Origin of the sequence: Parasaccharibacter apium, assembly GCF_002917995.1 — a bacterium.
Lineage (GTDB): Bacteria > Pseudomonadota > Alphaproteobacteria > Acetobacterales > Acetobacteraceae > Bombella > Bombella apis.
Genome location: NZ_LMYH01000003.1, coordinates 63,324 through 86,122, shown reverse-complemented (window position 1 = coordinate 86,122; position 22,799 = coordinate 63,324). Strand labels below are relative to the sequence as shown.

Below are 22,799 nucleotides of genomic sequence, written 5' to 3'. Positions count from 1 at the left end.
AATGGCTGAGACGACCTATAAGGTTGCCGAGCTGCACGCAAAGAGCGAGGATGAGCTCAAGGCTCTCCTGCTGGATCTGAAGCGTGAGCAGATCAACCAGCGTTTCTCTGCGGCTACAGGCCAGTCCGAGAACACCAGCCGTGTCAGGATCGTGCGTCGTGCTGTCGCCCGCATCAAGACACTGCTGAACCAGTCGAAGAACCGTGCGGGCGCAAAAACGTCCGCCGCCAAGTCCTGAGAGGAGACGGACGATGCCCAGGCGCGTCCTGACAGGGCGGGTGACAAGTGACAAGATGGACAAGACGGTGACCGTTCTTGTTGATCGTCGTGTCATGCATCCGCTCTATAAAAAGTTTATCCGCCGTTCCAAGAAGTATGCAGCGCATGATGGCGCCAATGCATGCAAGGTTGGTGATGTGGTTCGCATCGTTGAGTGCGCACCTCTCTCCAAGCGTAAGACGTGGACGGTCGTTTCCCGTAATGGAGTCGATGTTGCCGAGGCCGCTTCGACTTCTGTCGGCGCATAAGGGGGTAGACACATGATTCATCCCGAGACCAACCTTGACGTAGCTGACAACTCCGGTGCACGTCGGGTGCAGTGCATCAAAGTGCTGGGTGGCTCCAAGAGGAAGACCGCCTCGGTCGGCGACATCATTGTCGTATCCGTCAAGGAAGCAATTCCCCGCGGGAAGGTGAAGAAGGGTGACGTCCATCAGGCTGTCATCGTTCGCACATCTTACCCGGTGCGTCGTGCAGATGGCTCCGCCATCCGCTTTGACCGGAACGCTGCTGTCCTGCTGAACAAGCAGCAGGAGCCGATTGGTACGCGTATTTTTGGCCCGGTTGTTCGTGAGCTGCGTGCCCGCAAGTTCATGAAGATCATCTCCCTGGCTCCGGAGGTGCTGTAATGGCTGCACGTATCAAAAAAGGTGATCAGGTTCTGGTCCTGACAGGGCGTTCCCGCGGTGTGCGTGGGGAAGTCCTTTCCGTTCTGCCGAAGGTGGAAAAGGCTGTGGTGCGTGGCGTGGCTGTTGCCAAGCGCCACTCCAAGCCGAACCGTATGGGCGAGGGTGGCGGCATCATCGAGCGTGAGATGCCTGTTCATCTGTCCAATCTGAAGCTGATCGACCCGAAGAGTGGTAAGCCGACCCGTGTTGGTTTCCGTGTTCTGGAAGATGGTCGCAAGGTCCGTGTTGCCAAGGTGACCGGCGAAGTGATCGAAGGCTGAGGAGCGAACGATGAGCGATAACAAGAGTGCCGTTCTGCCCCGTCTGCAGCAGGAATATCAGGACAAGCTCCGCGCCAAGCTGCGTGAGCAGTTCGGGTATAAGAGCGACATGCAGATCCCCAAACTGGAGAAAATTGTCCTGAACATGGGGGTCGGTGAGGCTGCTGCTGACCAGAAGAAGCTGGATGCCGCTGTTGAAGAGATGGCTCTGATCTCTGGTCAGAAGCCGGTCAAGACTGTGGCACGCAAGGCTGTTGCGGGCTTCCGTATTCGTGAAGGGCTGCCGATCGGTTGTAAGGTAACGCTGCGCAAGGCTCGCATGTACGAGTTCCTGGATCGTCTGGTGACGATCGCCATGCCGCGTATCCGTGACTTCCGCGGTCTTCCGGCGAACAAGGGCTTTGATGGCCGTGGCAATTTTGCCATGGGTCTGAAAGAGCAGATCGTGTTCCCGGAAATTGATTATGACAGGGTTGATGCCATCCGTGGTATGGACATCATCTTTGTGACAACGGCAAAAACTGATGAAGAAGCGAAGGCTCTTCTGAAGGCATTTGATCTGCCGTTCGTGTCCTGAGCGACAATTTTTCGTATCAATCACGGGAAAATGGACTTTCCCCCTTCACATGAGGGGGGAGTTTCCGTTACAAGTCCGGTGATTGGAAAACCGTCGGGATAGGCCTGACAGGTTCCGGGAGAAGATTCGAGATGGCGAAAGTCTCTGCGGTGAACCGTAATAATCGTCGTGCTGCCATGGCGCAGCGTGACCTTGAAAAGCGGACCGCTCTCAAAAATACTATCAAGAACCGCTCTCTCTCCATGGAGGAGCGCTTCGAAGCGACACTTAAACTGGCCAAGCTGCCGCGTAATGGGTCCCAGACCCGTGTGCGCCTGCGTTGCAAACTGACCGGTCGTCCCCGTGGGAACTACCGCAAGTTTGAACTGTGCCGTATTGCTCTGCGTGACCTTGCTTCTACGGGGCAGATCCCCGGCATGGTCAAGTCCAGCTGGTAAAAGGGTAGTCTGAATGTCTATGTCTGATCCTTTGGGTGATATGCTCACCCGGGTCCGTAACGCTCAGCGTGCCCGCCATGCTGCCTGCGTTGCTCCGGCGTCCAAGCTGCGTGCCAGTGTTCTTGAAGCACTGAAACGCGAAGGATATATCCGCGGTTACACGACCGAGGAAGTCCGCAAGGGCATTTCCCAGTTCCGTATCGAGCTGAAGTACACAGATGGTCAGCCGGTGATCCGCGAGATTCATCGCGTGTCCCGTCCGGGGCGCCGTGTGTACTCCAAAATCAAAGAGCTGCCGCGTGTTTATGCTGGTCTGGGTGTTTCCATCCTCTCCACGCCGCGCGGTGTTCTTTCAGACGTCGAGGCTCGGGCTGCCAATGTTGGTGGCGAGATCCTCTGCCGCGTCTTCTAAGGAGGGAATATGTCTCGCGTAGGTAAATATCCTATTGACCTCCCCGCAGGCGTGGAAGCAGCTGTCAAGGACGGTATGTTCTGCGTCAAGGGTAAACGTGGTGAGCTTAGCGTGCCGGTATCTTCTCATGTTGATGTGAAGATTGCCGACGGCAAGGTTACCGTGTCTCCGCTGGGTGGTCGTACCAACAAGAGCTGGACGATGTGGGGGACATCCCGTGCGGTGTTCGCCAACATGATCAAAGGTGTCTCTGAGGGCTTCCAGAAGGGGCTTGAGATCCAGGGTACGGGTTTCCGTGCTGCTGTTCAGGGTTCCAATCTGGTCATGAACCTCGGTTTCTCTCACGATGTGATCTATCCGATCCCGTCCGATGTGAAAATCACGACGCCCCGCCCGACAGCCATTCTGGTTGAAGGTAACGACAAGCAGCGCGTTGGTCAGGTAGCTCTGGATATCCGCAGCTTCCGCAAGCCCGAGCCTTACAAGGGCAAGGGTGTCCGGTATGAGACCGAAGTTCTGCGTCAGAAAGAAGGTAAGAAGAAGTAATGGCATCGCTGCAAGGATTGCAGGAACGCCGCCGCAAGCGGCTGCGTTTCCAGCTTCGTCGCAAGAGCGGCGGCCGGCCGCGTTTGTCGGTCTTCCGTTCCAGCAAGAATATCCACGTCCAGGTCATCGACGATGCCCGTGGAATTACGCTGGCCAGCGCCTCTACGCTTGAGAAGAGTGTTCGTGAAGCCGGTAAAACGGGTGCGAATATCGCAGCAGCTACCGTTATCGGTAAGCTCGTTGCCGAGCGCGCTGTCAAGGCTGGGGTCAAGGAAGTCGTGTTCGACCGTGGCTCCTATCTCTATCATGGCCGGGTGAAAGCCCTGGCAGAGGCTGCCCGTGAGGGCGGGCTGTCTTTCTAAGGAGGATCACACATGGCACGTGAGCCAAGAGAAGGCGGCCGTGGTGGTCGTGAGCGCGAGCAGGGTGATGAGCTGGTTGACAAGCTGGTAACCATCAACCGTGTCGCCAAGGTTGTTAAGGGTGGTCGGCGTTTCGCCTTCGCGGCTCTGGTCGTTGTTGGCGACCAGAAGGGGCGTGTCGGTTACGGTGCTGGCAAGGCCCGTGAGGTGCCGGAAGCCATTCGTAAGGCAACCGAGCGCGCCCGTCGCAACATGATCCGTGTACCGATGAAAGAAGGCCGGACTCTGCATCATGATGCAGTGGGCCATTTCGGTGCTGGTGAGGTTGTCGTTCGTGCAGCTGAGGCTGGTACGGGGATCATCGCTGGTGGTCCGATCCGTGCTGTCTTCGAGAGCCTGGGCATCAGCGACGTTGTTGCCAAGAGCCTCGGGACCCGGAACCCGCACAACATGATCAAAGCTGCTTTCAACGCTCTTGAGCGTGCAAGCAGCCCGCGTCAGGTTGCGGCCCGCCGTGGCAAGAAGACATTCGAGCTGTTCGGACGTCGTGAGCAGTCAGAGACGGAGGCTGCCAATGTCTGAGACAAAAGGCAAGACAATCCGGGTGACGCAGATCGCTTCTGTGATCGGTTCCAAACCGGGTCAGGCGGAAACGGTGAAGGGGCTGGGCCTGCGTGGCATCGGTTCCAGCCGTGAGCTGGAGGATACCCCTTCTGTCCGTGGCATGATCCGCAAGGTGTCCCACCTGGTGAAGGTGGAGGGTTGATATGAACCTGAATGAATTGCGCGACAACGCCGGGGCACGCTATCACAAGAAGCGTCTCGGGCGTGGTATCGGTTCCGGCAAGGGCAAGACCTCCGGAAAGGGTCACAAAGGTCAGAAGGCACGCTCCGGCGTGGCCATCAATGGCTTTGAGGGTGGTCAGCTGCCGATCTATCGCCGTATGCCGAAGCGTGGCTTCGTCAACATTTTCCGCAAGGAATATGCTGCGGTGAATATCGGTGCAGTGAGCAAGGCTCTGGAGGCTGGCAAGCTTTCCGCCTCTGCTCCTGTGACGGAAGAAGCACTGTACCAGGCTGGTCTGGTCGGTAGCCGCAAGGTTGCTGGTGTGCGTCTTCTGGCAAAAGGTGAACTGTCTCAAGGCGTGAACTTTGAAGTGTCCGGTGCCTCTGCTGCTGCTGTGGCTGCAGTGGAGAAGGCCGGTGGCTCTGTGAAGGTTCTGGCCGCAAAGAAGGATGCTCAGGCTGAAGCCTGAGCCTGTCCTGCCCAGCCTGCTGGGACGACGGTGAACTAGTGAACAGCGTCCCGTACGATGTGCGGTGGCGCTGTTTTCATGAAAGGACGGGGAGATGGCTTCTGCCGCAGAACAGCTGGCCGGTAACCTGAATATGGGTGCCTTCGCGAAGGCGACGGAGCTGAAAAAACGGATCTGGTTCACGCTGGGTGCGTTGATTGTTTATCGACTGGGAACATTCATCCCGGTTCCGGGGATTGATGCCTCTGTGCTGGGGCAGCTTGTTGGGGAGCAGCAGGGTGGCATCCTGGGCATGTTTGACATGTTCACGGGTGGCGCTTTGGGGCGCATGACCATTTTTGCTCTCAACATCATGCCCTATATCAGTGCATCCATCATCATCCAGCTTCTTTCCACGGCTTTGCCTTCCATGGAAGCGCTGAAGAAAGAAGGGGAGAGTGGGCGCAAAAAACTGAACCAGTATACCCGTTATCTGACGGTGCTGATCGCCATCGTGCAGGCCTATGGCTTTGCCATGGGGCTGAGCAGCATGCATACGCAGGCAGGGCTCAGTGCTGTCATCTCGCCGGGTCCGACTTTCCTCGTCTCTTATGTCGTGATGCTGGTAACGGGAACCCTGTTCCTGATGTGGCTGGGTGAGCAGATAACCTCCCGGGGTATCGGGAACGGTATTTCCCTGATCATTTTCTCAGGTATCGTGGCCAACCTGCCTCATGCGCTGGGGAGCCTGCTGGAGCTGGGACGTACTGGCGCGCTGTCTCCGGTTTTTGTCGTGGTTTTCCTGCTGCTGGCGCTGGCTGTCATTGCCTTCATCGTGTTCATGGAGCAGGCACAACGGCGTGTCGTGATCCAGTATCCCAAGAGGCAGGTGGGTAACCGCATTTATGGTGGCGATTCCACGCACATGCCGCTGAAGGTCAATACAGCCGGGGTCATCCCGCCGATCTTTGCCTCATCCGTTCTGCTGGTGCCGGCAACGCTGTCAGGCTTCATGCATAACAATGGTGGATTTCTGGGGCATGTCGGGCAGTGGCTTTCCCAGGGGCAGCCACTTTACATGGCATTTTATGCCTTCATGATCGTCTTTTTCTCCTATTTCTATGCTGCGGTAACCTTCAATCCTGAAGAGACAGCTGAGAATTTGAGAAAGCAGGGTGGTTTTGTACCGGGTATCCGACCGGGTGCGAATACGGCCCGTTATTTTGACCGGATTCTCTCAAGGCTGACGACTATCGGTGCCGCCTACATGGTGCTGGTCTGTCTGCTGCCGCAGTTCCTGATCAACAAATATAATGTGCCGTTCTATTTTGGGGGAACCAGTCTGATCATCATTGTCTCCGTGACGATCGATACGGTCACACAGGTCCAGTCCCATCTGGTGGCCCATCAGTATCAGGGGCTCATCCGCAAGCAGCGTGGCCGGAAGGGAGCCCGTGGCCGGGCGGGCAAGGAAAGAAGGAACTTACGGTGAACATCATTCTTCTTGGCCCGCCGGGTGCGGGCAAAGGGACACAGGCAAAACGTCTTGAAGACAGCCGGGGCATGAAGCAGATCTCAACAGGGGACATGCTTCGTGCCGAGGTGAAGGCGCAGTCACCGATTGGTATGGAGGTGAAGGCGTTGATGGAGAAGGGGCATTTTGTTCCTGATCCGATCATCGTTCAGATGATTGAAAACCGTATCGCTCAGCCTGACTGTGGAAAGGGTGTCATCCTTGATGGTTTCCCGAGGACTGAAAGCCAGGCAGAGATTCTGGACTCCATGCTGAAGGAGCAGGGGCTTAAGATTGATGCAGTCATTCTTCTGGAGGTCAGTGAGGAAGCGCTGGTGAAGCGTTTGTCTGAACGGCAGCATGAAGATGGCTCTCGCAGGGCTGATGATCATCCTGAGGTGATCCATGCCCGGCTGGAGATGTACCGGAAGCAGACGGCCCCTATCCTGCCCTATTATGAGCAGAATGGTCGTCTGAACCGCATTGATGGTATGCAGGATGTCGAAACAGTCGGGAGGGCGATTGATGCCATTCTCGATCGGGCAGGCTCCTGAATGAATGAGCCGATCACGAAAAAGTGATCTTTATGGTTTGACTTGTCTGGCAGGGCAGTATATTCGCCCAGCATAAGGTGAGCGTACGGCCCTGATGGTGGGGCTGGAATCGTTCTGGGGACCGACGCCGGTGAGCGGCCATGGTCCGGTCAGACAAAGATTTTTGTAAACACGGCTTTGGGCCGTGTGGATGGGAGAATTGGCGTGGCACGTATTGCCGGCGTAAACATTCCGACCAACAAGCGGGTGGTCATCGGTCTGCGCTATGTTTATGGCATTGGTCCTTCGAGCGCACAGGCTATCTGTGAGAAGCTCGGTATCGACAATGCCAAGCGCGTGAATGAGCTGTCTGATGATGAGGTGACGAAGATTCGTGACCTGATCGATAGCGATTATCGTGTGGAGGGTGATCTCCGTCGTGAGACGGCGATGAACATCAAGCGTCTGATGGACCTTGGCTGCTATCGTGGCCTGCGTCATCGTCGTGGTCTGCCGGTTCGTGGTCAGCGTACGCATACCAACGCCCGTACCCGCAAGGGTAAGGCTGTTGCCATTGCAGGTAAGAAGAAGGCAACGCGCTGATAGGCGCCGCTTCTTTCACCCTATCGCAGATTTAATAGGACAAGCATACTATGGCCAAGGCTGCCGCACCGCGTATCCGTAAGAAGGAACGTAAAAACATCATTTCCGGTGTTGCTCACGTTCTTTCCACCTTCAATAACACGATGATCACGATTGCTGATGCCCAGGGCAACGCCATCGCCTGGTCCTCCTCCGGCGCACAGGGTTTCAAGGGCTCCCGCAAGTCCACCCCGTATGCAGCTCAGGTTGCTGCCGAGGATGCAGGGCGCAAGGCCCGCGAGCACGGCATGGAAACGCTGGAGATTGAGGTTTCCGGTCCTGGTTCAGGGCGTGAGAGCGCTCTGCGTGCCCTTCAGGCTGTCGGGTTCACGATCACATCCATCCGCGACATGACGCCGGTGCCGCATAACGGTTGCCGTCCGCGCAAGCGTCGCCGCGTCTGATCTGGACGCAAAAATCTGGTAGGTCTGGCTGTCACGAATGGATGGTGCAGCCAGATTGACCTTGGTGAGTTCGTACCGCACGACAGTGCGGGCCTGGCACCGCCATCCTGTGGCGGGCTTCGTTGTTTGAAAGGCCATGATCTTGGTTCTCCAGAAAAATTGGCAGTCTCTCATCAAACCGGAGAAGCTTGAAGTCGAGCCTGGCCCGGTTCCTTCCCGTATGGCAACCATCGTTGCAGAGCCGCTTGAGCGTGGCTTTGGCCTGACGATGGGCAACGCCCTGCGTCGTATTCTTCTTTCCTCCCTTCAGGGTGCTGCTGTTACGGCCATCCAGATTGACGGGGTCCTTCACGAATTCTCATCCGTTGCGGGTGTGCGTGAGGATGTGACCGACATCGTGCTGAATGTGAAGCAGCTTGCTTTGCGCATGCATGGTGAGGGCCCGAAGCGTATGGTTCTCACGGCAACAGGGCCGGGAGAAGTGAAGGCTGGGCAGATTCAGACGGGCCATGACATTGAGATCATGAATCCGGAGCTGGTGATCTGCACGCTTGACGATGATGTCAAGCTTGGCATGGAATTCACGGTGAACATGGGCAAGGGTTATGTCCCTGCTTCTGCCAACCGTCCGGATGATGCACCGATCGGGCTTATCCCCATTGATGCGATCTATTCGCCGGTGCAGCGTGTGTCTTACAAGGTGGAGCCGACCCGTGTTGGACAGGTCACCGACTATGACAAGCTGCTGCTGAGTGTCGAGACAAACGGAGTCGTCACTCCGGAAGACGCACTGGCACTGGCTGCCCGTATCATGCAGGATCAGCTTCAGCTCTTCATCAATTTCGATGAGCCGCGTCCGGTTCAGAATGAAGAGCCGCAGGATGATCTGCCGTTCAGTCGTCACCTTCTGCGTAAGGTGGATGAGCTTGAGCTTTCCGTGCGTAGTGCAAACTGCCTGAAGAACGACAATATTGTGTATATTGGCGACCTCGTGCAGAAGAGCGAGCAGGAAATGCTGCGGACTCCGAATTTTGGTCGTAAGTCGCTGAATGAGATCAAGGAAGTGCTCACAGGCATGGGGCTTTCGCTGGGGATGAATGTCCCGGCCTGGCCGCCGGAGAGCATCGAGGATCTGGCCCGGCGTCTCGACGAGACATTCTAAGAACCCCGGCTGGGAAGTTCGGGTAGAAGGATTAGGGAAACAACATGCGTCATAATCTGAGCGGACGTAAACTTGGCGTCACCTCCACTCATCGCGCTGCGATGTTCCGCAACATGGCTGTTGCGCTCATCAAGCATGAGCAGATCTCCACGACTCTGCCGAAGGCCAAAGAGCTTCGCCCGGTTGTCGAGAAGCTGATCACGCTGGGCAAGCGTGGCACACTTCATGCACGCCGTCAGGCTTTTGCCCAGCTGCGTGATGATGCCATCGTCACCAAGCTCTTCTCTGAGCTGAGCAAGCGTTATGCAGGCCGTGCAGGTGGCTACAGCCGTGTGCTGAAGGCTGGCGTCCGCTATGGCGACAATGCCGACATGGCCGTGATTGAGCTGGTCGAGCGTGATGTCGAGGCCAAGGGCAAAGATAGCGGCCCTGTTCAGAAAGAAGATCAGGAAGCTGCTTGAGCTTTTTCTCCAATGGGAGAATAAAGGAAAGGTCGGTGCCATCAGGCATCGGCCTTTTTTCACGGGGTAAGAGTACCCGATAGAAAAGCAGGTAATGCCATGAGTTCTAATCTGAAAGACGTAAGCAGCCCGATTCTGGGGATGGTGCAGGACGTAATTGAGGATCTGGTAATGGACCATCCTTGGGGATGGACTGGATTTGCTTTTTTCGTAGGGATACTTTTGGGCCGAAAGAAGAAGCCTTGTCAGGAGCAGCAGCCTTCCTGAAGGCACGGGACAGAATCATGTCCTCGTGGAAAGGCGTCTCTCTCCCCAGAGGAGAGGGCGCCTTTTTTGATGCGGTCAGTTTTTGTCTTTCTGGATGAAGCTGGGCAGGAAGGGATTGTCAGTCTGGAGGGAATCCTTGCTGGGTAGCTGGTCTGTGCTCCAGCCGCCACCAATATCGGTGATGAGGCGGATGACACTGTTGAGGCGCTGCTGCTGTATCTGAAGGCGGGATTCTTCATATTGCAGGGCTGTCTGCTGCGCCGTGATGACAGTGGTGTATATCTGTGTTCCGGCCAGATACTCGTTCATGGAGACTTCCACGGCCCGCTGTGCGCTCTCTACAGCCTGATTCTGGTAGGTCATCTGGTCGCCGAGATAATGCAGGTTGGAGAGCTGGTCCTCCGTATCCTGCAGGGCCTTCAGCACGACCTGTCTGTAATTGGCAACAGCGTTGTCGTAGTCGGCTTCGGCTTCCCGTACGGCAGCGGAACGGGCCCCACCATTGAAGAGGGTCTCGCTGGCGGCTGCACCGAGCGACCATGTGCGTGTTGCCAGCTGGATCAGATGCTGGATAGGATTTCCGCTGTAGCCATAGCTGGCTGACAGGGTGATCTGCGGATAGAAGGCCCCGATCTCGTACCCGATTTCAGCATTGTATCCTTCCATTTCCCGCTCGGCCTGGGCGATGTCTGGTCGCCTTTGCAAAAGGTCGGAGGGGAGGAACTGTGGAATGGGTGGCAGCGTGAAGGGCAGCGGTGCATGGGGAATGGTCAGGTCAGCCGGAGGACGGCCGATCAGCACGGCTATGGCATGCTCGTATTGGGCACGGGCCACATGGGCGTTGGCCAGACTGGCCTGGGTTGATTCCAGCTGGTATTTGGCCTGTAGCACACTGGTGGGGTCGGCGACACCGGCGGCCAGCTGGTTGCTGAGAATCTCCAGATTATGCTGGTACAGGCCGACATTGCGTGTGAAGAGGTCAATCAGGCTGTCCTGATAACGCAGGTTCATATAATCGGTGGCCAACTCCAGCTGGTAGGAGAGCTGCATGTTGGCCAGCAGGGCTGCGCTGGACTGTGTCGAGCTGACCTGCTGTTCTATCTGCCGCCGGATCATGCCCCAGACGTCAATCGTCCAGCTGGCACTGGGCCCCATGGTCCAGGTGTTGGTGGTGTTGACGAAGGTATGGGGTTCGGCATTCAGGCCGCTGATGGTCCTGCCCCCGCTGGAATTGCGGTTGAAGCCGAATTTGCCGTTGAGGGTAGGGAAAAGGCTGGCCCGCACGGAGTCGATCATGGCCCGCGCTTTGCGGTATTGCGCCTCATACTGCTTCAGGCTCTGGTTGGAACGGCTGACTTCCTCTTCCAGTCCGTTCAGCGTGGGATCATTGAAAACGGTCCACCAGTTTCCCTTGGGCATGTTACTCATGGCCGGATTGGCTTTTGTCCAGCCCTCAGGTGGAGGGGCTTCTTTGAAGCGTGAGGAGATGATCGCTTTTGGCCGGTGATAATCCGGCCCGACCATGCAGCCCCCCAGTGTAGCAAGCAGGCCTGTTGTCAGAACGGCAGAGCGAAGGGCACGAAAGGGAAGCGACATGAAAATCCGGGCGTGATGATGGATAAGGTAATGTGTTGTGTGAGGAGGTGTTATATCAGATGGAGGCACGTTCATGAGCATTATTACGTTTTTGGAATAAAGAATATCAGCGAGCTGAGGGAAGCCCGGTAAGGTGCTAGCGGTATCTTGTGGGGAAAGAAAGGCAGGATGTGATGTTTTGCATGACTGAGCCAGGATGGCAAAAGATGTGCAGTAGAATTTTTAACAAGCTCAGCCTGTCTGAATGTGGTGTGATGACAGGTCTGTATGTGGATGCCTATTCCTTCCGTCACAGGTCTGTCGGTCCCCACGCATGGCTGAATTTATGATTTCTTCATCTGTTTGATCCAAAAAAAGAATATATAAGATACGATGCATACAACCATCAGGTATTTCAGTCTTTCTGAAGCAATTTTCTTTCTAGGGAATGATTCGATCACATCTGTCATGGCGTATTGGAGGAGATTTTTGTTTTTCCAATACGGAGGGCAGATTACGTCATGTATGTTTCTTGAAGAGTGAACGCTGCACCCTGTGGCTCAGCCGGTCGAGTGACAGATAGACAAGTGGTGTCGTATAGAGTGTCAGAAGCTGGCTGAGGCAGAGCCCCCCCAGGATGGCGAGGCCAAGGGGCTGGCGCATTTCACTGCCATAATCACCACCGACAAGCAGTGGAACGGCTCCGAGGGCAGCGGCTGCCGTTGTCATGAGGATAGGGCGGAAACGCAGATGGCTGGCTGTGAGAATGGCTTCCTCTGCCGTCTTGCCCTGATGGCGGGCATGGGTGGCAAAGTCGATCAGCATGATGGCATTTTTCTTGACGATGCCGATGAGCAGAATGACGCCGATCAGGGTCAGAAGTGAAAAAGGCTGCCCGAACAGATCAACGGTCAACAGAGCCCCCACACCGGCAGAAGGCAGTGTGGAGAGAATCGTGAGTGGGTGGATCAGGCTTTCATACAGGATGCCCAGCACGACATAGACGGCTACCAGTGCTGTGAGGATCAGGAGTGGCTCCCGGCTGACGGATTTTTTCAGACTGGCGGCGTTGCCGGTGAATCCCCCCTGTATGGTGTGGGGAAGGTGAAGGCGGACCATGGTGCCTTCCACCGCCTGTATGGCGGGTCCCAGGCTGGCCCCCGGTGCCAGATTGAAGGAGATGGTCGTGGCGACAAATTGGCCTTGATGGTTGACAGCAAGCGGCGCATTGACTGCTTTCAGCGGTCCGAGCAATGGCAGGGGGACCATGGTTTCGCTGCTGGTGGTAACAGCCGAACCATTGGAGGCTGACCGGCCACCGGCCAGAGCATTGGCCACGGAATTCAGATAGGAAAGCTGGCTCTGCGACATGGTGGCAGGGCGGCTGCTGGCCCGGACACGGATGTTGTTGGACGCATAGGCCCCGTTGGCCGTTCCCCCTGTAATACTGACACGCATCTGTTCCAGAAAAGCGGGATCGGCCCAGAAAACGGGCGCAGCTTCCATGATGACACGGTACTGGTTGAGGGGCTCATAGATGATGGAGGCAGCCCGCTGGCCAAAGGCGTCGTACAGGGCGTTGCTGACAAGCTGTGGTGTGATGCTGTAGCGGGCCTCCATGTCCCGGTTGATGGCCAGCGTGATGCCACGGCCACCTTCCTCCACGTCGGAGGTCACGTCCGAGAGCATGGGCAGGTGGGAGAGCGCCGTCACGACCCGGGGTGTCCATTGATACAGCTCCTCCGCAGAGTCGCCCTGAAGGCTGTATTGATAAGCGCCGTCTGTTGATCGTGCCCCCCCGCCGATCATGCTGGGCAGGCGCAACCTGATGGAAAAACCGGCCCTGTGTCGGAATATGTGATTCAGCCGGTTGACCGTGGCGGAAATATCATCGTTCCGTTCGGCTTTTGGCTTCAGCGTGACGAAGAGATTCACGGAGTTGGCGGAACGCTTGCCCGGCCCCCCAATGACACTGACGACATCCGGGTCCTTTGCCAGCCGCTTTTCCACCCGGATGGTCAGGGCCTGCAAGGCATGGAAGGAAATGTCCTGGTCAGCTACCAGCCGTCCCATGAGCATGCTTTCATCCTGCTGGGGAAACAGTTCCTTCGGCAGGATGACGAAGAGCCAGCCTGCCAGCAGCAGGCTGAGAGGCAGGGAGAGCAGTACGGGTACGGGATGGCGCATGATGGCATGGAGTGACCTCATGTAGCCTGCTGTCAGCATCCGGAAGCCATCATCCAGCCTGGTCCCACACCAGCGCAGGCCTCGCCGGACCAGACTGGGGCGGTATCTGTCCCCCGGGGCGAGCAGCAGGGCCCCGAGCATGGGGGTCAGGCTGAGGGAGAGCAGCATGGAGACGCAGAGTGCCAGAATGATCGTCATGGCAAATTCGTGGAAGAAGAGGCCGGATACCCCTTCCATGAGCAGGATGGGCACAAACACGACGATCAGCGACAGTGTGATGGAAATGACGGTGAAAATGACTTCTCCGGTGCCTTCTATGGCAGCCTGCTGGGCTGTCTTGCCCATTTCCCGGTGGCGGGTGATGTTTTCCAGCACGACGATGGCATCATCCACCACAAAGCCGGTCACGATAGTCAGGGCCATGAGCGACATGATGTCGAGCTGATAACCAAGGAGATCCATCAGGGCGAATGTGGTGACGATGGAGGCGGGAACAGTAATGGCCGGGATGAGGACGGCAATACCGTCCCGCAGGAAGAGCAGCACCACGAACACGACCAGAATGACGGACAGGATGAGCGTGCGCTGCGTATCGGCCAGAGAGGCCCGGATGGTGATGGACCTGTCCAGCTGGAGGTCCAGTTTCGTATTGCCCGGCAGGGCCGTGCGCAGCTGGGGCAGGCGGGCTTTCAGTCCATCGGTTGTTCTGATGACATTGGCCCCGCTCTGGGGATAGACGGTACAGATGATGTCCGGCTCACCGTTGACATAACCGGCCTGTCGGAGGTCCTCTGCACTGTCCACGACATCAGCCACGTCGGAGAGACGCACAGGCTGGCCGTTGCGGTAGGCGATGATGAGAGACCGGTAGGCACCTGCTTTCGTGGCCTGGTCGTTGGTGGCAAGGATGAGGCGCTGCCCCTGAAGCTCTATGAAGCCCTTTGGTGTATGGGCGTTGGCGGAGGTCAGGGCGGCCCGGATGTCCTCAAAGCCGATGCCGTAACGGAAGAGGCGCAGGGGGTTGATTTCCACCCGGACAGCAGGCAGCGCACTGCCATGGATGTCCACATTGCCTACCCCTTCGACCTGGCTGAGGCCGGGCATGATGACATTGTTGGCAAAATCATAGAGCTGCTGCGGCGTGCGGGTGGGTGAAGTCAACGAAAGGACCATGATGGGCGGCCCGTTTGCGTTGGCCTTCATGTAGCTTGGGTCGCTGCGCAGGGTGGTGGGCAGGTCCTGCCGGGCGGCCCGCAGGGCGGACTGTACATCCCGGGCAGCCCCGTCAATGTCCCGGGACAGATCGAACTGGAGAAGAATCCGGGTCTGGTTCACGGTGGACTGGGAGGTGATCTCCCGGATTCCAGCGATGGCGCCAAGGTGGCGCTCCAGTGGTTCGGCAATCGTGCTGGCGATTTCGGAGGGAGACCCGCCCGGCTGGTTGGCAATGACCATGACAACCGGAAAATCGACATCAGGCAGGTCGGAGACAGGCAGGTTCACATAGCCGATGCAGCCTGCAAGGAACATGGCCAGTGTCATGAGGATGGTGCCGACAGGCCGGGTGACGAAGAGGCGGATCAGACTCACGGTGTATCGGCAGGCAGGCCGCTGTCATCGGCTGAGGTCCGGAAGAAGCGCTTCACCCTCAGGCTGCACTGGTTCATGAAGAGATAGATGACAGGTGTGGTGAAAAGGGTGAGAAGCTGGGACAGCATCAGCCCGAAGACGATGGCCACGCCCAGTGGGCGGCGCAGCTCCGCCCCTGTCCCGACACTGAGAAGTAATGGCAGCGCCCCAAAGAGGGCAGCAAGGGTTGTCATGAGGATGGGGCGGAAGCGCAGCAGGGCGGCCTGGCGTATGGCTTCGGGAGGTGCCAGCCTGTCCTGACGTTCGGCCTGGAGGGCGAAGTCGATCATCATGATGGCGTTCTTCTTCACGATGCCGATGAGCAGCACGATGCCGATGATGCCCATGATGTCCAGCGGCATACCGAATGCGTACAGCCCGAGCAGGGCACCGATGGCCGCCGAGGGCAGGGTCGAAAGGATCGTCACGGGGTGGATGAAGCTCTCATACAGCACACCCAGCACGATATAAACGGCCACGATGGCAGCAACGACCAGCCCCAGCTCATTGGTCAGGGAATTCCGGAAGGCGGCTGCTGTCCCCTGGAAGGCTGTCTGGAATGTGGCGGGCAGGCCTATCTTCTGGCGGATATGGTCAATGGCTGTCGTGGCCTCCCCCAGCGCATGATGCGGTGCGACATTGAAGGAGATCGTCGTGGCGGGGAACTGCCCGTAATGGGTGATGAGCAGGGGAGACACGATGCGGGAAAGGCTCGTGACCTGGAGGAGCGGGACCAGTCCCGATGTGGGCTGGCGGCTGGGGCCGCTCGTGCTGCCTCCGGCCTCCGAAGAGATGCCGGGCAGATAGAGCTGGGAGAGGCTGCTTTCATGTTTCTGGAAGCGTGGGTCCGTCTCCAGAATCACGCGGTACTGGTTGGACTGCGTGTAGATTGTGGACACCTGCCGCTGGCCGAAACTGTCATAGAGCAGGTTGTCAACCGTCTGCGGGGTGATGGAGTAGCGGGCACCGTTGGTCCGGTCCAGCGTCAGCATGGCGGTCAGACCATCCGCCTGAAGGTCGGAGGTGACCCCTCCCAGAGAGGGTTCATGTTTCAGCGCATCAAGGAAGCGGGGCACCCAGAGGGAGAAGTCATCATAATCGGGTGTTTCCAGCAGGAACTGGTACTGCATGGCCGAAACGGATGATTCCAGTGAGAGGTCCTGTACGGGTTGGGTATAAAGGTGAACTCCCGGCAGGGCTGTGGCGGCTTTTTCCAGTCCGGCCTGTATCTCTGCCAGTGAGTGGGTCCGCATCTCCTTGGGCTTGAGATTGATGAGGAAACGGCCGGAATTGAGTGTCATGTTCTGGCCGTCAATCCCGATGAAGGAGGAGAGGCTGACAATATCCGGGTTCTGGAGGAGGAGCGCTCCCAGTTCGGCCTGCTTTTTCTTCATGCCTTCAAAAGAGATGTTGGCTGGCATGATGGAAATACCCTGGATCACTCCCGTATCCTGCGGGGGGAAAAAGCCTTTCGGGATGGACCAGGCCAGCAGGCCGGTAATGATGAGGCTGGCGAGCGTGGTGAGCAGTGTCAGGGGCTGGTGCCGCAGGACGATGCCGAGAGCATGGTCATAATGGCGGATACACCAGTCCATCATCTGGCCGGTTTTTCGGGCGAACATGGCCAGACGACCTTCACGGCGGGTATGGCCATGTCTGGTGGGGCCATGCTCGCTCAGCATCCGGGCGCACATCATGGGCACGAGCGTGATGGAGACCAGGGCCGAGATGGTGATGGTGATGGCCAGCGTCATGGCGAATTCGTGGAAGAGACGGCCTACCACGTCACTCATGAAGAGCAGGGGAATGAGGACGGCGATCAGGGAGACGGTCAGGGAGATGATGGTGAAACCGATTTCCTTTGCGCCCTTCAGGGCCGCAGTGTAGCGGTCGTCCCCAGCCTCCACGAAGCGGGAAATGTTCTCGATGACCACGATGGCATCATCCACCACAAAACCGGAGGCGATGGTGAGGGACATGAGGGACAGATTGTCCAGCGAGAAGCCCAGCATGTACATCGCCGACAGGGTGCCGATCAGCGAGAGGGGGACGGAGAGACCCGGAATGATGGTGGCCGGAACATTGCAGAGAAAGACGAAGATGACCCCCACGACGAGCAGCATGGCCAGAACAAGCTCGAACCCCACATCCTTGACGGACGCCCGGATGGTGGTCGTGCGGTCGGTCAGGGGGATGATGTCGATGCCCGGTGGCAGTTCCTGTTTCAGGCGGGGGAGGATGGCCAGCACATTGTCCGCCACGGCAATGACATTGGCACCGGGCTGCCGCTGGATGTTGAGGATGAGAGCCGGTGTCCTGTTGGCCCAGGCGGCAAGCTGGCTGTTTTCTGCGCCCTCCACCACGCGCCCGACATCACGGAGGCGGATGGGCCCATTGTTCTGATAGGCGATGACCTGGTCCATCAGCTGTTCGACAGACTGTATCTGCCCGTCAATCCGCAGGGAGGTGGCGTGCTGGGGACCATCGAAGGTCCCTGTCGGAGAGTTGACGTTGACTGTGCCGATGATGGTCCGGACCGTATCCAGTGCAATGCCGTAGGAGGTCAGCTTTGGAACATTGATCTGCACCCGGTAGGCCTTGCGGTTGCCTCCAGAGAGCGTCACCAGCCCGACGCCGGAAATCTGGCTGATCTTCTGGACAAGCCGTGTGTTGACGTAATCCTCCACCTCCGGCAGCGGCATGATGCGGGAGGTGATGCCCAGCGTCATGACAGGCGTGTCCGCCGGGTTGACCTTGGCATAGATGGGGGGTGCAGGCAGGTCGCTGGGCAGCAGGGAGCCGACATTGTTGATGGCGGCCTGCACTTCCTGCTCGGCAATGTCCATCTTCATGTTCAGCCCGAAGCGCAACGTGATGACGGAGGCGCCGCCGGAGGACTGTGAGGTCATCTGGTCCAGCCCGGCCATCTGTCCCAGCTGTGTTTCCAGCGGGGCGGTGATGGAGGTGCTCATCACGTCCGGGCTGGCACCGGGATAGAAGGTGGAGACCGTGATGGTGGGATATTCCACTTCCGGCAGGGCCGAGATGGGCAGGAAGTGGTACCCCAGCACACCGGCCAGCATGATGGCCAGCATGAGCAGGCTGGTGGCAACGGGACGTTCGATGAAGATGCGTGAGGGATTCACGGGCTCGGGCTTCCGGTCGGCGGGCAGGAGAGGGGCGTGGGCATCCTTGCAGGCATCAGTGCGGTTGGGTGGTGGCAGGGTTCGGGGAGGAACCGGGCCCGGCAGCAATGGTGACCCTGCTGCCAGGGCGCAGATGGTTGACGCCATCTGTCACGACCTGGTCCCCTTCCTGGAGACCGGAAAGAATGACGGTGTGGTGGTCATCGTTATAGCCTGTCTTCACGAGGCGGATGGCCACGGTCATGTCCTGCTGTACGGCATAGACAAAAGCACCGTCAGGGCCTGTCTGTATGGCATTGCCGGGCACGACGAGGGCGTCTTTCAGTGTCTGGACGAGGAGATGGGCATTGACGAACTCATTGGGGAAAAGCCGCTCCGTTTCGTTGGGGAAGATGCCGCGCAGGCGTACGGTCCCCGTAGCCGTATCAATCTGGCTGTCCAGCGCATTGACCGTCCCGGTAGCGAGGCGGCGGGTGTTGTCGCTGCTCCAGGCTTCTACGGTCAGGCTGGGATGGCTGTTCAGCTGGTCCTGCACATCCGGCAGGCTGTTCTGCGGCAGGGTGAAGATGACGGAAATGGGCTGCATCTGGGTCAGGGTTGTCAGCCCGCCGGATTGCCCGACCGTGACATAGTTGCCGGCATCCAGGGCACGGATACCCACCCGGCCATCCACCGGGGCGACGATGTGACAGTACAGGACATTTAGTGCGGCATTGCGGACATTGGCCTCGTCAAAAGCGACCTGCCCTTCAAGCTGCTGGACGGTGAAGGCCTGGTCCTGTGCCAGCATGGCCGATGTGGAGTTCTGCTTTATCAGCTTCTGGTAGCGGGCATTGTCCACACGGGCCTTGGCCAGCTGCGCACGGTCGGCGGCCAGGGTGCCCATGTACTGGTGCAGCGTGGCCTCATAGGGGCGGGGGTCGATCAGTTCCAGCTCATCCCCACGGTGGACGTGCTGCCCTTCCTGATAATAGACCGCCAGTATGTGCCCGCTGACACGGGGTGTGATGGTGACGTTGGTGATGGGGACAACCGTACCGAGCAGCTGGAGAATGACCGGCACATCGGCCCGGTGGGCAGCCTCCACGGCTACGGCCTGGGCGACGTCGCCATGGGCCATGGTGGTCTGCCCACCACCGGCATGAGGACGCAGGACAAGGAAAAGCAGGATGGCGACCAGGGCAGCCCCGATGATCCACCATTTTTTCCCCCTGCCGGGCTGCCGGGTTTCTGAAGCTGGGGCGGCGCTCATGGTCGCAGGGCACTCCTGTAGGCTGGGGAAACGGTGCATGACATGCACATCATCGACATTATGTCAGAAAGTCCGGCGCATATTAAAGATGATTGGCCAGAATTGCACCTAAACATTCGGCAGTCACAAAAATACCTTCCTCCTGAGGGAGGAGGACGGCTGTCCCCCTCTTGAAGAAAATCCATGAGGGTTACATATCTGCGGGGTGGCCCCGTCATGCAGTGCACTGGGGCCCACAGGTGAAACGGTGCATGGAAATGCATGGCGCTGATTGGGAGTGATGGAATGGTTGATACAACGTCGATGAAGGCCGAGGGTTTCGTGCAGGAAGCCAAAGGTCGGCTGAAGGACACGGTCGGTGCGATCTCTGGTGATGCTGCCATGCAGGCCGGTGGGAAGATTGACCAGCTGGGTGGTCGTGCCAAACATGAATTTGCGGATCTCTACGATGCCAATGAAAGCCGCCTGGAGGCTGTAGCCGCTTTCATTCAGGAGCGTCCTTTCGTTGCCCTGGGGATCGTTTCCCTTGTTGGGCTGGTGATCGGACGCCTCTTCTTCAGGAAGCGTGGCTGAAACAGGGAACAGGAGGCCGGAGAGGGTTCATGCACTGGTATTACGAACGGGATGGTCGGGAGGTTGGGCCAGTATCGCAGAGCGAGATGGTGCGGCTGATCATTCATCGTCATATTCGGCCGCAAACCCTCGTCTGGCATCCGGGTTTCGGGAATGAGTGGCGTCCGGCCAGCAAGGCTGGGCTTGTGTCGCCTTCCGCCGGTGTGCGGCTGTTTGTCACCGTGGGTGGGCGGTCATCCACACGGGACGAAGGAGTGGCGGGAGCGGTGTCGTCCGTCTGGGCCTGGTTGATGCTGGTTCCCGGGCTGGTTGACCTGCTTCTTCTCGTTGTCGGGCAGCGGACACATTGGGCGGTCACGCCGGACCGGCCGGTAACGGGTGTCTGTATTTACGTCATCCTGTTTCTGACGCTGATAAAGGACCGCCAGACCTTGGCCCGGGCTGGGGTGAAACCTCCTTCTTTCTGGTGGTGGCTGTTCTTGCCGGGTTATTTCTGGTGCCGCATGAAAGTGCTGCGCCGTGGGGTGGGGCTGTTTGCTGCCTGCCTTTTCCTGGGGTTCCTGGAAGCCGGAATTCTTCTCTCCAATCCTCCACCGGGTTTTGAACCGCTCCTGAAGCTGAAACAGGCAGAAAAACCGGTTGCTTCGTCCCCTCGTGAGCTTCCCCGGCAGGATGGTCAGGCGTCTCATGGTGATGGAGGGCCCGGGGCATCTTCTGATGGAAGTCCGGACCAGAACGGGCATGTGGAGCTCTGACGGCCAGACGGCTTCTGTCTGTCCGGCCAGCAGGACATAATTTTTCCTATTGACTCATTTTATTTCAAAAAAGGTCTTTCCTTTCGACTCGGAGTGATTCAGAATCGGCCTCACGTTGATGATGTGCCGTGTGGGGCGAGTGGAAGAAGGACCCGATGCCGGATTACAGCCTGGAAGAACAGTATGACGGGCTTGTAGCCGGTGTGGACGAGGTCGGCCGTGGCCCTCTGGCTGGGCCGGTCGTGGCGGCTGCGGTTGTGTTCCGTGCGCCACCATCTCCTCTGCTGTCCGGACTGCTGGATGACTCAAAAAAGCTGACGGCCCGCCGCCGGGAGAAGGCTTATGCCGCTCTGTTGGAGGATGATACGGTCTGTGCGGCTCTTGGTGCGGCATCCGTCCCGGAGATTGATCGGCTGAATATTGGTCAGGCCTGCCATCTGGCCATGCGGCGGGCCATGGTCCGTCTGGCCGAGGCGTTGGGAGAATGGCCCGCCGTTGCCCTGATTGATGGCAACAGGGCACCATCTCTGCCTTGCCGTGTGGAGACGGTCGTCAAGGGTGACAGCCGGAGTTTGTCCATTGCGGCAGCTTCCATCCTGGCGAAGGTCGTGCGGGACAGGCTGATGACCCGTCTCGCCATGCGCCATGGTAATTATGGTTGGGACCGGAATGCTGGTTATGGCACGGCACATCATCTGACGGGACTGAAAGAAGAGGGGATAACCCTCCATCACAGGCGCAGTTTTGCCCCTGTGAGACAGATGATCGCAGCAAAGGTTCACGCAGCATGAAAGCGGATATGCCCCTGAACAGGATTTTACGCGGGGAATGTGTGGAGGTGATGAAGACACTTCCGGATGCCAGCGTGAACTGCGTGTTTGCTGACCCTCCCTACAACCTTCAGTTGCGGGGAGAGCTTCGTCGCCCGGATGAGAGCGTGGTGGATGGCGTGGATGATGACTGGGACAAATTCACGGGCTATGAGGCTTATGATGAATTTACGCGTGCCTGGCTGGGTGAGGCACGCCGTCTGCTGCACAAGGACGGAACCATCTGGGTGATCGGCTCCTATCACAATATTTTCCGTCTTGGTGCGATCATGCAGGACCTGGGGTTCTGGATTCTTAATGACATCATCTGGCGCAAGTCGAACCCCATGCCCAACTTTCGGGGGCGTCGCTTTACCAATGCCCATGAAACGCTGATCTGGGCTGCCCGGGGGCCGGAGAGCAAATACCGTTTCAACTATCAGGCGATGAAGGCACTCAATGAGGACCTTCAGATGCGGTCGGACTGGTACCTGCCTCTCTGCACGGGGAATGAACGGCTGAAGAATGATCACGGGCTGAAGCTGCACCCGACCCAGAAGCCGGAAAGTCTGCTGCACCGGACCCTGCTGGCCGCAACGGTAGAAGATGATGTGGTGCTGGACCCGTTCTGCGGGACAGGGACTACCCCAGCCGTGGCTAAAAAGCTGGGGCGCCGTTATCTCGCCATTGAGAGGCATCCGGATTACATCAAGGCAGCAGAAGCCCGGCTGGAGCGGGTGGAAGTTCTGCCAGCAGACCAGCTGGAGATCACTCCGGCCAAACGGGAGATGCCCCGCATTCCGTTCGGGTCTTTCGTGGAGAATGGCAGCCTGCCCGCCGGTACGGTGGTATATGATCGCCAGAAGCGGCTGAAGGCTCGTGTCTCACCGGATGGAACGCTGGTATCCGGCCAGCATCGGGGATCCATTCACAAGCTGGGGGCCCTGCTGACCAATGCGGCCTCCTGCAATGGCTGGACATTCTGGTATTTTGAACGGGACGGGCAGTTCCTGTCCATTGATACATTGCGGCAGGAGACACATCTGCTGCGCCGAACTGCCTGAAAAACGGCTTTTCAGAGATGTGAAGGGGAG

At 58.1% G+C, this 22,799-nt stretch carries 26 protein-coding genes; 22 read left to right on the top strand and 4 right to left on the bottom strand.

The features are described from left to right. Position 1 precedes the first annotated feature (1 nt). From rpmC to rplQ, 18 genes are all read left to right on the top strand, one after another. Positions 2-238: a 50S ribosomal protein L29 gene (rpmC, locus tag ASO19_RS01075; RefSeq protein ID WP_103765218.1), complete on the top strand. Its 237-nt coding sequence runs from the start codon at positions 2-4 to the stop codon at positions 236-238. A 13-nt stretch (positions 239-251) separates the two neighbouring features. Then, positions 252-527, top strand: coding sequence for a 30S ribosomal protein S17 (rpsQ, locus tag ASO19_RS01070; protein WP_043557843.1), 276 nt, complete (start codon positions 252-254; stop codon positions 525-527). A gap of 12 nt (positions 528-539) precedes the next feature. After that, on the top strand, positions 540-908 hold the full coding sequence (gene rplN, locus ASO19_RS01065; protein WP_043557844.1) for a 50S ribosomal protein L14: 369 nt from the start codon (positions 540-542) through the stop codon (positions 906-908). Then, positions 908-1,228 carry a 50S ribosomal protein L24 gene (gene rplX, locus ASO19_RS01060; RefSeq protein WP_081562857.1) on the top strand — a complete coding sequence of 107 codons (321 nt, stop codon included), beginning with the start codon at positions 908-910 and terminating at the stop codon, positions 1,226-1,228. Before rplN ends, rplX begins: the two co-directional genes overlap by 1 nt. Before the next feature lie 10 nt (positions 1,229-1,238). Then, the gene (rplE, locus tag ASO19_RS01055) at positions 1,239-1,805 is read left to right on the top strand and encodes a 50S ribosomal protein L5 (protein WP_043557848.1); all 567 of its coding nucleotides are present in this window, start codon (positions 1,239-1,241) and stop codon (positions 1,803-1,805) included. A 131-nt stretch (positions 1,806-1,936) separates the two neighbouring features. Beyond that, positions 1,937-2,242, top strand: a complete 306-nt coding sequence (rpsN, locus tag ASO19_RS01050) for a 30S ribosomal protein S14 (RefSeq protein WP_043557849.1) — start codon at positions 1,937-1,939, stop codon at positions 2,240-2,242. Positions 2,243-2,255: 13 nt separating this feature from the next. Beyond that, positions 2,256-2,654, top strand: a complete 399-nt coding sequence (gene rpsH, locus ASO19_RS01045; protein ID WP_043557850.1) for a 30S ribosomal protein S8 — start codon at positions 2,256-2,258, stop codon at positions 2,652-2,654. Between the two features lie 9 nt (positions 2,655-2,663). Continuing rightward, positions 2,664-3,200, top strand: a complete 537-nt coding sequence (rplF, locus tag ASO19_RS01040) for a 50S ribosomal protein L6 (protein ID WP_043557852.1) — start codon at positions 2,664-2,666, stop codon at positions 3,198-3,200. Next, entirely contained in the window at positions 3,200-3,562 is a 363-nt protein-coding gene (rplR, locus tag ASO19_RS01035; protein WP_043557853.1) for a 50S ribosomal protein L18, read from the top strand. The genes rplF and rplR overlap by 1 nt, the downstream gene beginning before the upstream one ends. 12 nt (positions 3,563-3,574) lie before the next feature. Beyond that, positions 3,575-4,144, top strand: a complete 570-nt coding sequence (gene rpsE / locus ASO19_RS01030) for a 30S ribosomal protein S5 (RefSeq protein WP_043557855.1) — start codon at positions 3,575-3,577, stop codon at positions 4,142-4,144. After that, positions 4,137-4,328, top strand: coding sequence for a 50S ribosomal protein L30 (rpmD, locus tag ASO19_RS01025; RefSeq protein WP_043557856.1), 192 nt, complete (start codon positions 4,137-4,139; stop codon positions 4,326-4,328). Before rpsE ends, rpmD begins: the two co-directional genes overlap by 8 nt. A gap of 1 nt (position 4,329) precedes the next feature. Further along, positions 4,330-4,818 (top strand): 50S ribosomal protein L15, encoded by a 489-nt coding sequence (gene rplO, locus ASO19_RS01020; RefSeq protein ID WP_043557858.1) that lies wholly within the window; start codon positions 4,330-4,332, stop codon positions 4,816-4,818. Positions 4,819-4,912: 94 nt separating this feature from the next. Next, positions 4,913-6,289: a preprotein translocase subunit SecY gene (gene secY / locus ASO19_RS01015; RefSeq protein WP_043557860.1), complete on the top strand. Its 1,377-nt coding sequence runs from the start codon at positions 4,913-4,915 to the stop codon at positions 6,287-6,289. Beyond that, positions 6,286-6,864 (top strand): adenylate kinase, encoded by a 579-nt coding sequence (locus ASO19_RS01010; protein ID WP_086442052.1) that lies wholly within the window; start codon positions 6,286-6,288, stop codon positions 6,862-6,864. Before secY ends, ASO19_RS01010 begins: the two co-directional genes overlap by 4 nt. A gap of 204 nt (positions 6,865-7,068) precedes the next feature. Beyond that, on the top strand, positions 7,069-7,446 hold the full coding sequence (gene rpsM / locus ASO19_RS01005) for a 30S ribosomal protein S13 (protein ID WP_043558318.1): 378 nt from the start codon (positions 7,069-7,071) through the stop codon (positions 7,444-7,446). Positions 7,447-7,496: 50 nt separating this feature from the next. Then, a complete protein-coding gene (gene rpsK / locus ASO19_RS01000; protein WP_043557862.1) occupies positions 7,497-7,889 on the top strand; it encodes a 30S ribosomal protein S11 in 393 nt (130 codons plus the stop codon). Between the two features lie 142 nt (positions 7,890-8,031). Then, positions 8,032-9,051: a DNA-directed RNA polymerase subunit alpha gene (locus ASO19_RS00995; RefSeq protein ID WP_043558320.1), complete on the top strand. Its 1,020-nt coding sequence runs from the start codon at positions 8,032-8,034 to the stop codon at positions 9,049-9,051. A 44-nt stretch (positions 9,052-9,095) separates the two neighbouring features. Then, on the top strand, positions 9,096-9,512 hold the full coding sequence (gene rplQ / locus ASO19_RS00990; RefSeq protein WP_043557864.1) for a 50S ribosomal protein L17: 417 nt from the start codon (positions 9,096-9,098) through the stop codon (positions 9,510-9,512). 342 nt (positions 9,513-9,854) lie between these two features. Here the strand turns inward: rplQ and ASO19_RS00985 are convergent, their stop codons facing one another. The 4 genes from ASO19_RS00985 to ASO19_RS00970 all read right to left on the bottom strand — a co-directional run bounded on the left by ASO19_RS00985 (position 9,855) and on the right by ASO19_RS00970 (position 19,568). Next, complete coding sequence (locus tag ASO19_RS00985) at positions 9,855-11,375, bottom strand: efflux transporter outer membrane subunit (protein WP_043558323.1); 1,521 nt, start codon at positions 11,373-11,375, stop codon at positions 9,855-9,857. Between the two features lie 498 nt (positions 11,376-11,873). Next, positions 11,874-15,131 (bottom strand): efflux RND transporter permease subunit, encoded by a 3,258-nt coding sequence (locus ASO19_RS00980; protein WP_103765217.1) that lies wholly within the window; start codon positions 15,129-15,131, stop codon positions 11,874-11,876. Beyond that, positions 15,128-18,316 (bottom strand): efflux RND transporter permease subunit, encoded by a 3,189-nt coding sequence (locus tag ASO19_RS00975; RefSeq protein WP_103765281.1) that lies wholly within the window; start codon positions 18,314-18,316, stop codon positions 15,128-15,130. The genes ASO19_RS00980 and ASO19_RS00975 overlap by 4 nt, the downstream gene beginning before the upstream one ends. Positions 18,317-18,371: 55 nt before the next feature. Next, entirely contained in the window at positions 18,372-19,568 is a 1,197-nt protein-coding gene (locus ASO19_RS00970; protein WP_103765216.1) for an efflux RND transporter periplasmic adaptor subunit, read from the bottom strand. 261 nt (positions 19,569-19,829) lie between these two features. Here ASO19_RS00970 and ASO19_RS00965 point away from each other — a divergent pair, with 261 nt between their 5' ends. From ASO19_RS00965 to ASO19_RS00950, 4 genes are all read left to right on the top strand, one after another. Further along, complete coding sequence (locus ASO19_RS00965; RefSeq protein ID WP_227449673.1) at positions 19,830-20,141, top strand: CsbD family protein; 312 nt, start codon at positions 19,830-19,832, stop codon at positions 20,139-20,141. 29 nt (positions 20,142-20,170) lie between these two features. Beyond that, positions 20,171-20,896: a DUF4339 domain-containing protein gene (locus tag ASO19_RS00960; protein ID WP_103765215.1), complete on the top strand. Its 726-nt coding sequence runs from the start codon at positions 20,171-20,173 to the stop codon at positions 20,894-20,896. Positions 20,897-21,051: 155 nt separating this feature from the next. After that, positions 21,052-21,687 carry a ribonuclease HII gene (locus ASO19_RS00955; RefSeq protein WP_081562861.1) on the top strand — a complete coding sequence of 212 codons (636 nt, stop codon included), beginning with the start codon at positions 21,052-21,054 and terminating at the stop codon, positions 21,685-21,687. Next, positions 21,684-22,769, top strand: coding sequence for a site-specific DNA-methyltransferase (locus ASO19_RS00950; protein ID WP_043557870.1), 1,086 nt, complete (start codon positions 21,684-21,686; stop codon positions 22,767-22,769). Before ASO19_RS00955 ends, ASO19_RS00950 begins: the two co-directional genes overlap by 4 nt. The last annotated feature ends 30 nt before the right edge of the window (positions 22,770-22,799 follow it).

What these genes read in the sequence shown, in the direction of transcription:
- rpmC (WP_103765218.1), top strand. Translation starts at nt 2, where the DNA reads ATGGCTGAGACGACCTATAAGGTTGCCGAGCTGCACGCAAAGAGCGAG.
- rpsQ (WP_043557843.1), top strand. Translation starts at nt 252, where the DNA reads ATGCCCAGGCGCGTCCTGACAGGGCGGGTGACAAGTGACAAGATGGAC.
- rplN (WP_043557844.1), top strand. Translation starts at nt 540, where the DNA reads ATGATTCATCCCGAGACCAACCTTGACGTAGCTGACAACTCCGGTGCA.
- rplX (WP_081562857.1), top strand. Translation starts at nt 908, where the DNA reads ATGGCTGCACGTATCAAAAAAGGTGATCAGGTTCTGGTCCTGACAGGG.
- rplE (WP_043557848.1), top strand. Translation starts at nt 1,239, where the DNA reads ATGAGCGATAACAAGAGTGCCGTTCTGCCCCGTCTGCAGCAGGAATAT.
- rpsN (WP_043557849.1), top strand. Translation starts at nt 1,937, where the DNA reads ATGGCGAAAGTCTCTGCGGTGAACCGTAATAATCGTCGTGCTGCCATG.
- rpsH (WP_043557850.1), top strand. Translation starts at nt 2,256, where the DNA reads ATGTCTATGTCTGATCCTTTGGGTGATATGCTCACCCGGGTCCGTAAC.
- rplF (WP_043557852.1), top strand. Translation starts at nt 2,664, where the DNA reads ATGTCTCGCGTAGGTAAATATCCTATTGACCTCCCCGCAGGCGTGGAA.
- rplR (WP_043557853.1), top strand. Translation starts at nt 3,200, where the DNA reads ATGGCATCGCTGCAAGGATTGCAGGAACGCCGCCGCAAGCGGCTGCGT.
- rpsE (WP_043557855.1), top strand. Translation starts at nt 3,575, where the DNA reads ATGGCACGTGAGCCAAGAGAAGGCGGCCGTGGTGGTCGTGAGCGCGAG.
- rpmD (WP_043557856.1), top strand. Translation starts at nt 4,137, where the DNA reads ATGTCTGAGACAAAAGGCAAGACAATCCGGGTGACGCAGATCGCTTCT.
- rplO (WP_043557858.1), top strand. Translation starts at nt 4,330, where the DNA reads ATGAACCTGAATGAATTGCGCGACAACGCCGGGGCACGCTATCACAAG.
- secY (WP_043557860.1), top strand. Translation starts at nt 4,913, where the DNA reads ATGGCTTCTGCCGCAGAACAGCTGGCCGGTAACCTGAATATGGGTGCC.
- rpsK (WP_043557862.1), top strand. Translation starts at nt 7,497, where the DNA reads ATGGCCAAGGCTGCCGCACCGCGTATCCGTAAGAAGGAACGTAAAAAC.
- rplQ (WP_043557864.1), top strand. Translation starts at nt 9,096, where the DNA reads ATGCGTCATAATCTGAGCGGACGTAAACTTGGCGTCACCTCCACTCAT.
- ASO19_RS00985 (WP_043558323.1), bottom strand. Translation starts at nt 11,375, where the DNA reads ATGTCGCTTCCCTTTCGTGCCCTTCGCTCTGCCGTTCTGACAACAGGC.
- ASO19_RS00970 (WP_103765216.1), bottom strand. Translation starts at nt 19,568, where the DNA reads ATGAGCGCCGCCCCAGCTTCAGAAACCCGGCAGCCCGGCAGGGGGAAA.
- ASO19_RS00965 (WP_227449673.1), top strand. Translation starts at nt 19,830, where the DNA reads ATGGCGCTGATTGGGAGTGATGGAATGGTTGATACAACGTCGATGAAG.
- ASO19_RS00960 (WP_103765215.1), top strand. Translation starts at nt 20,171, where the DNA reads ATGCACTGGTATTACGAACGGGATGGTCGGGAGGTTGGGCCAGTATCG.
- ASO19_RS00955 (WP_081562861.1), top strand. Translation starts at nt 21,052, where the DNA reads ATGCCGGATTACAGCCTGGAAGAACAGTATGACGGGCTTGTAGCCGGT.
- ASO19_RS00950 (WP_043557870.1), top strand. Translation starts at nt 21,684, where the DNA reads ATGAAAGCGGATATGCCCCTGAACAGGATTTTACGCGGGGAATGTGTG.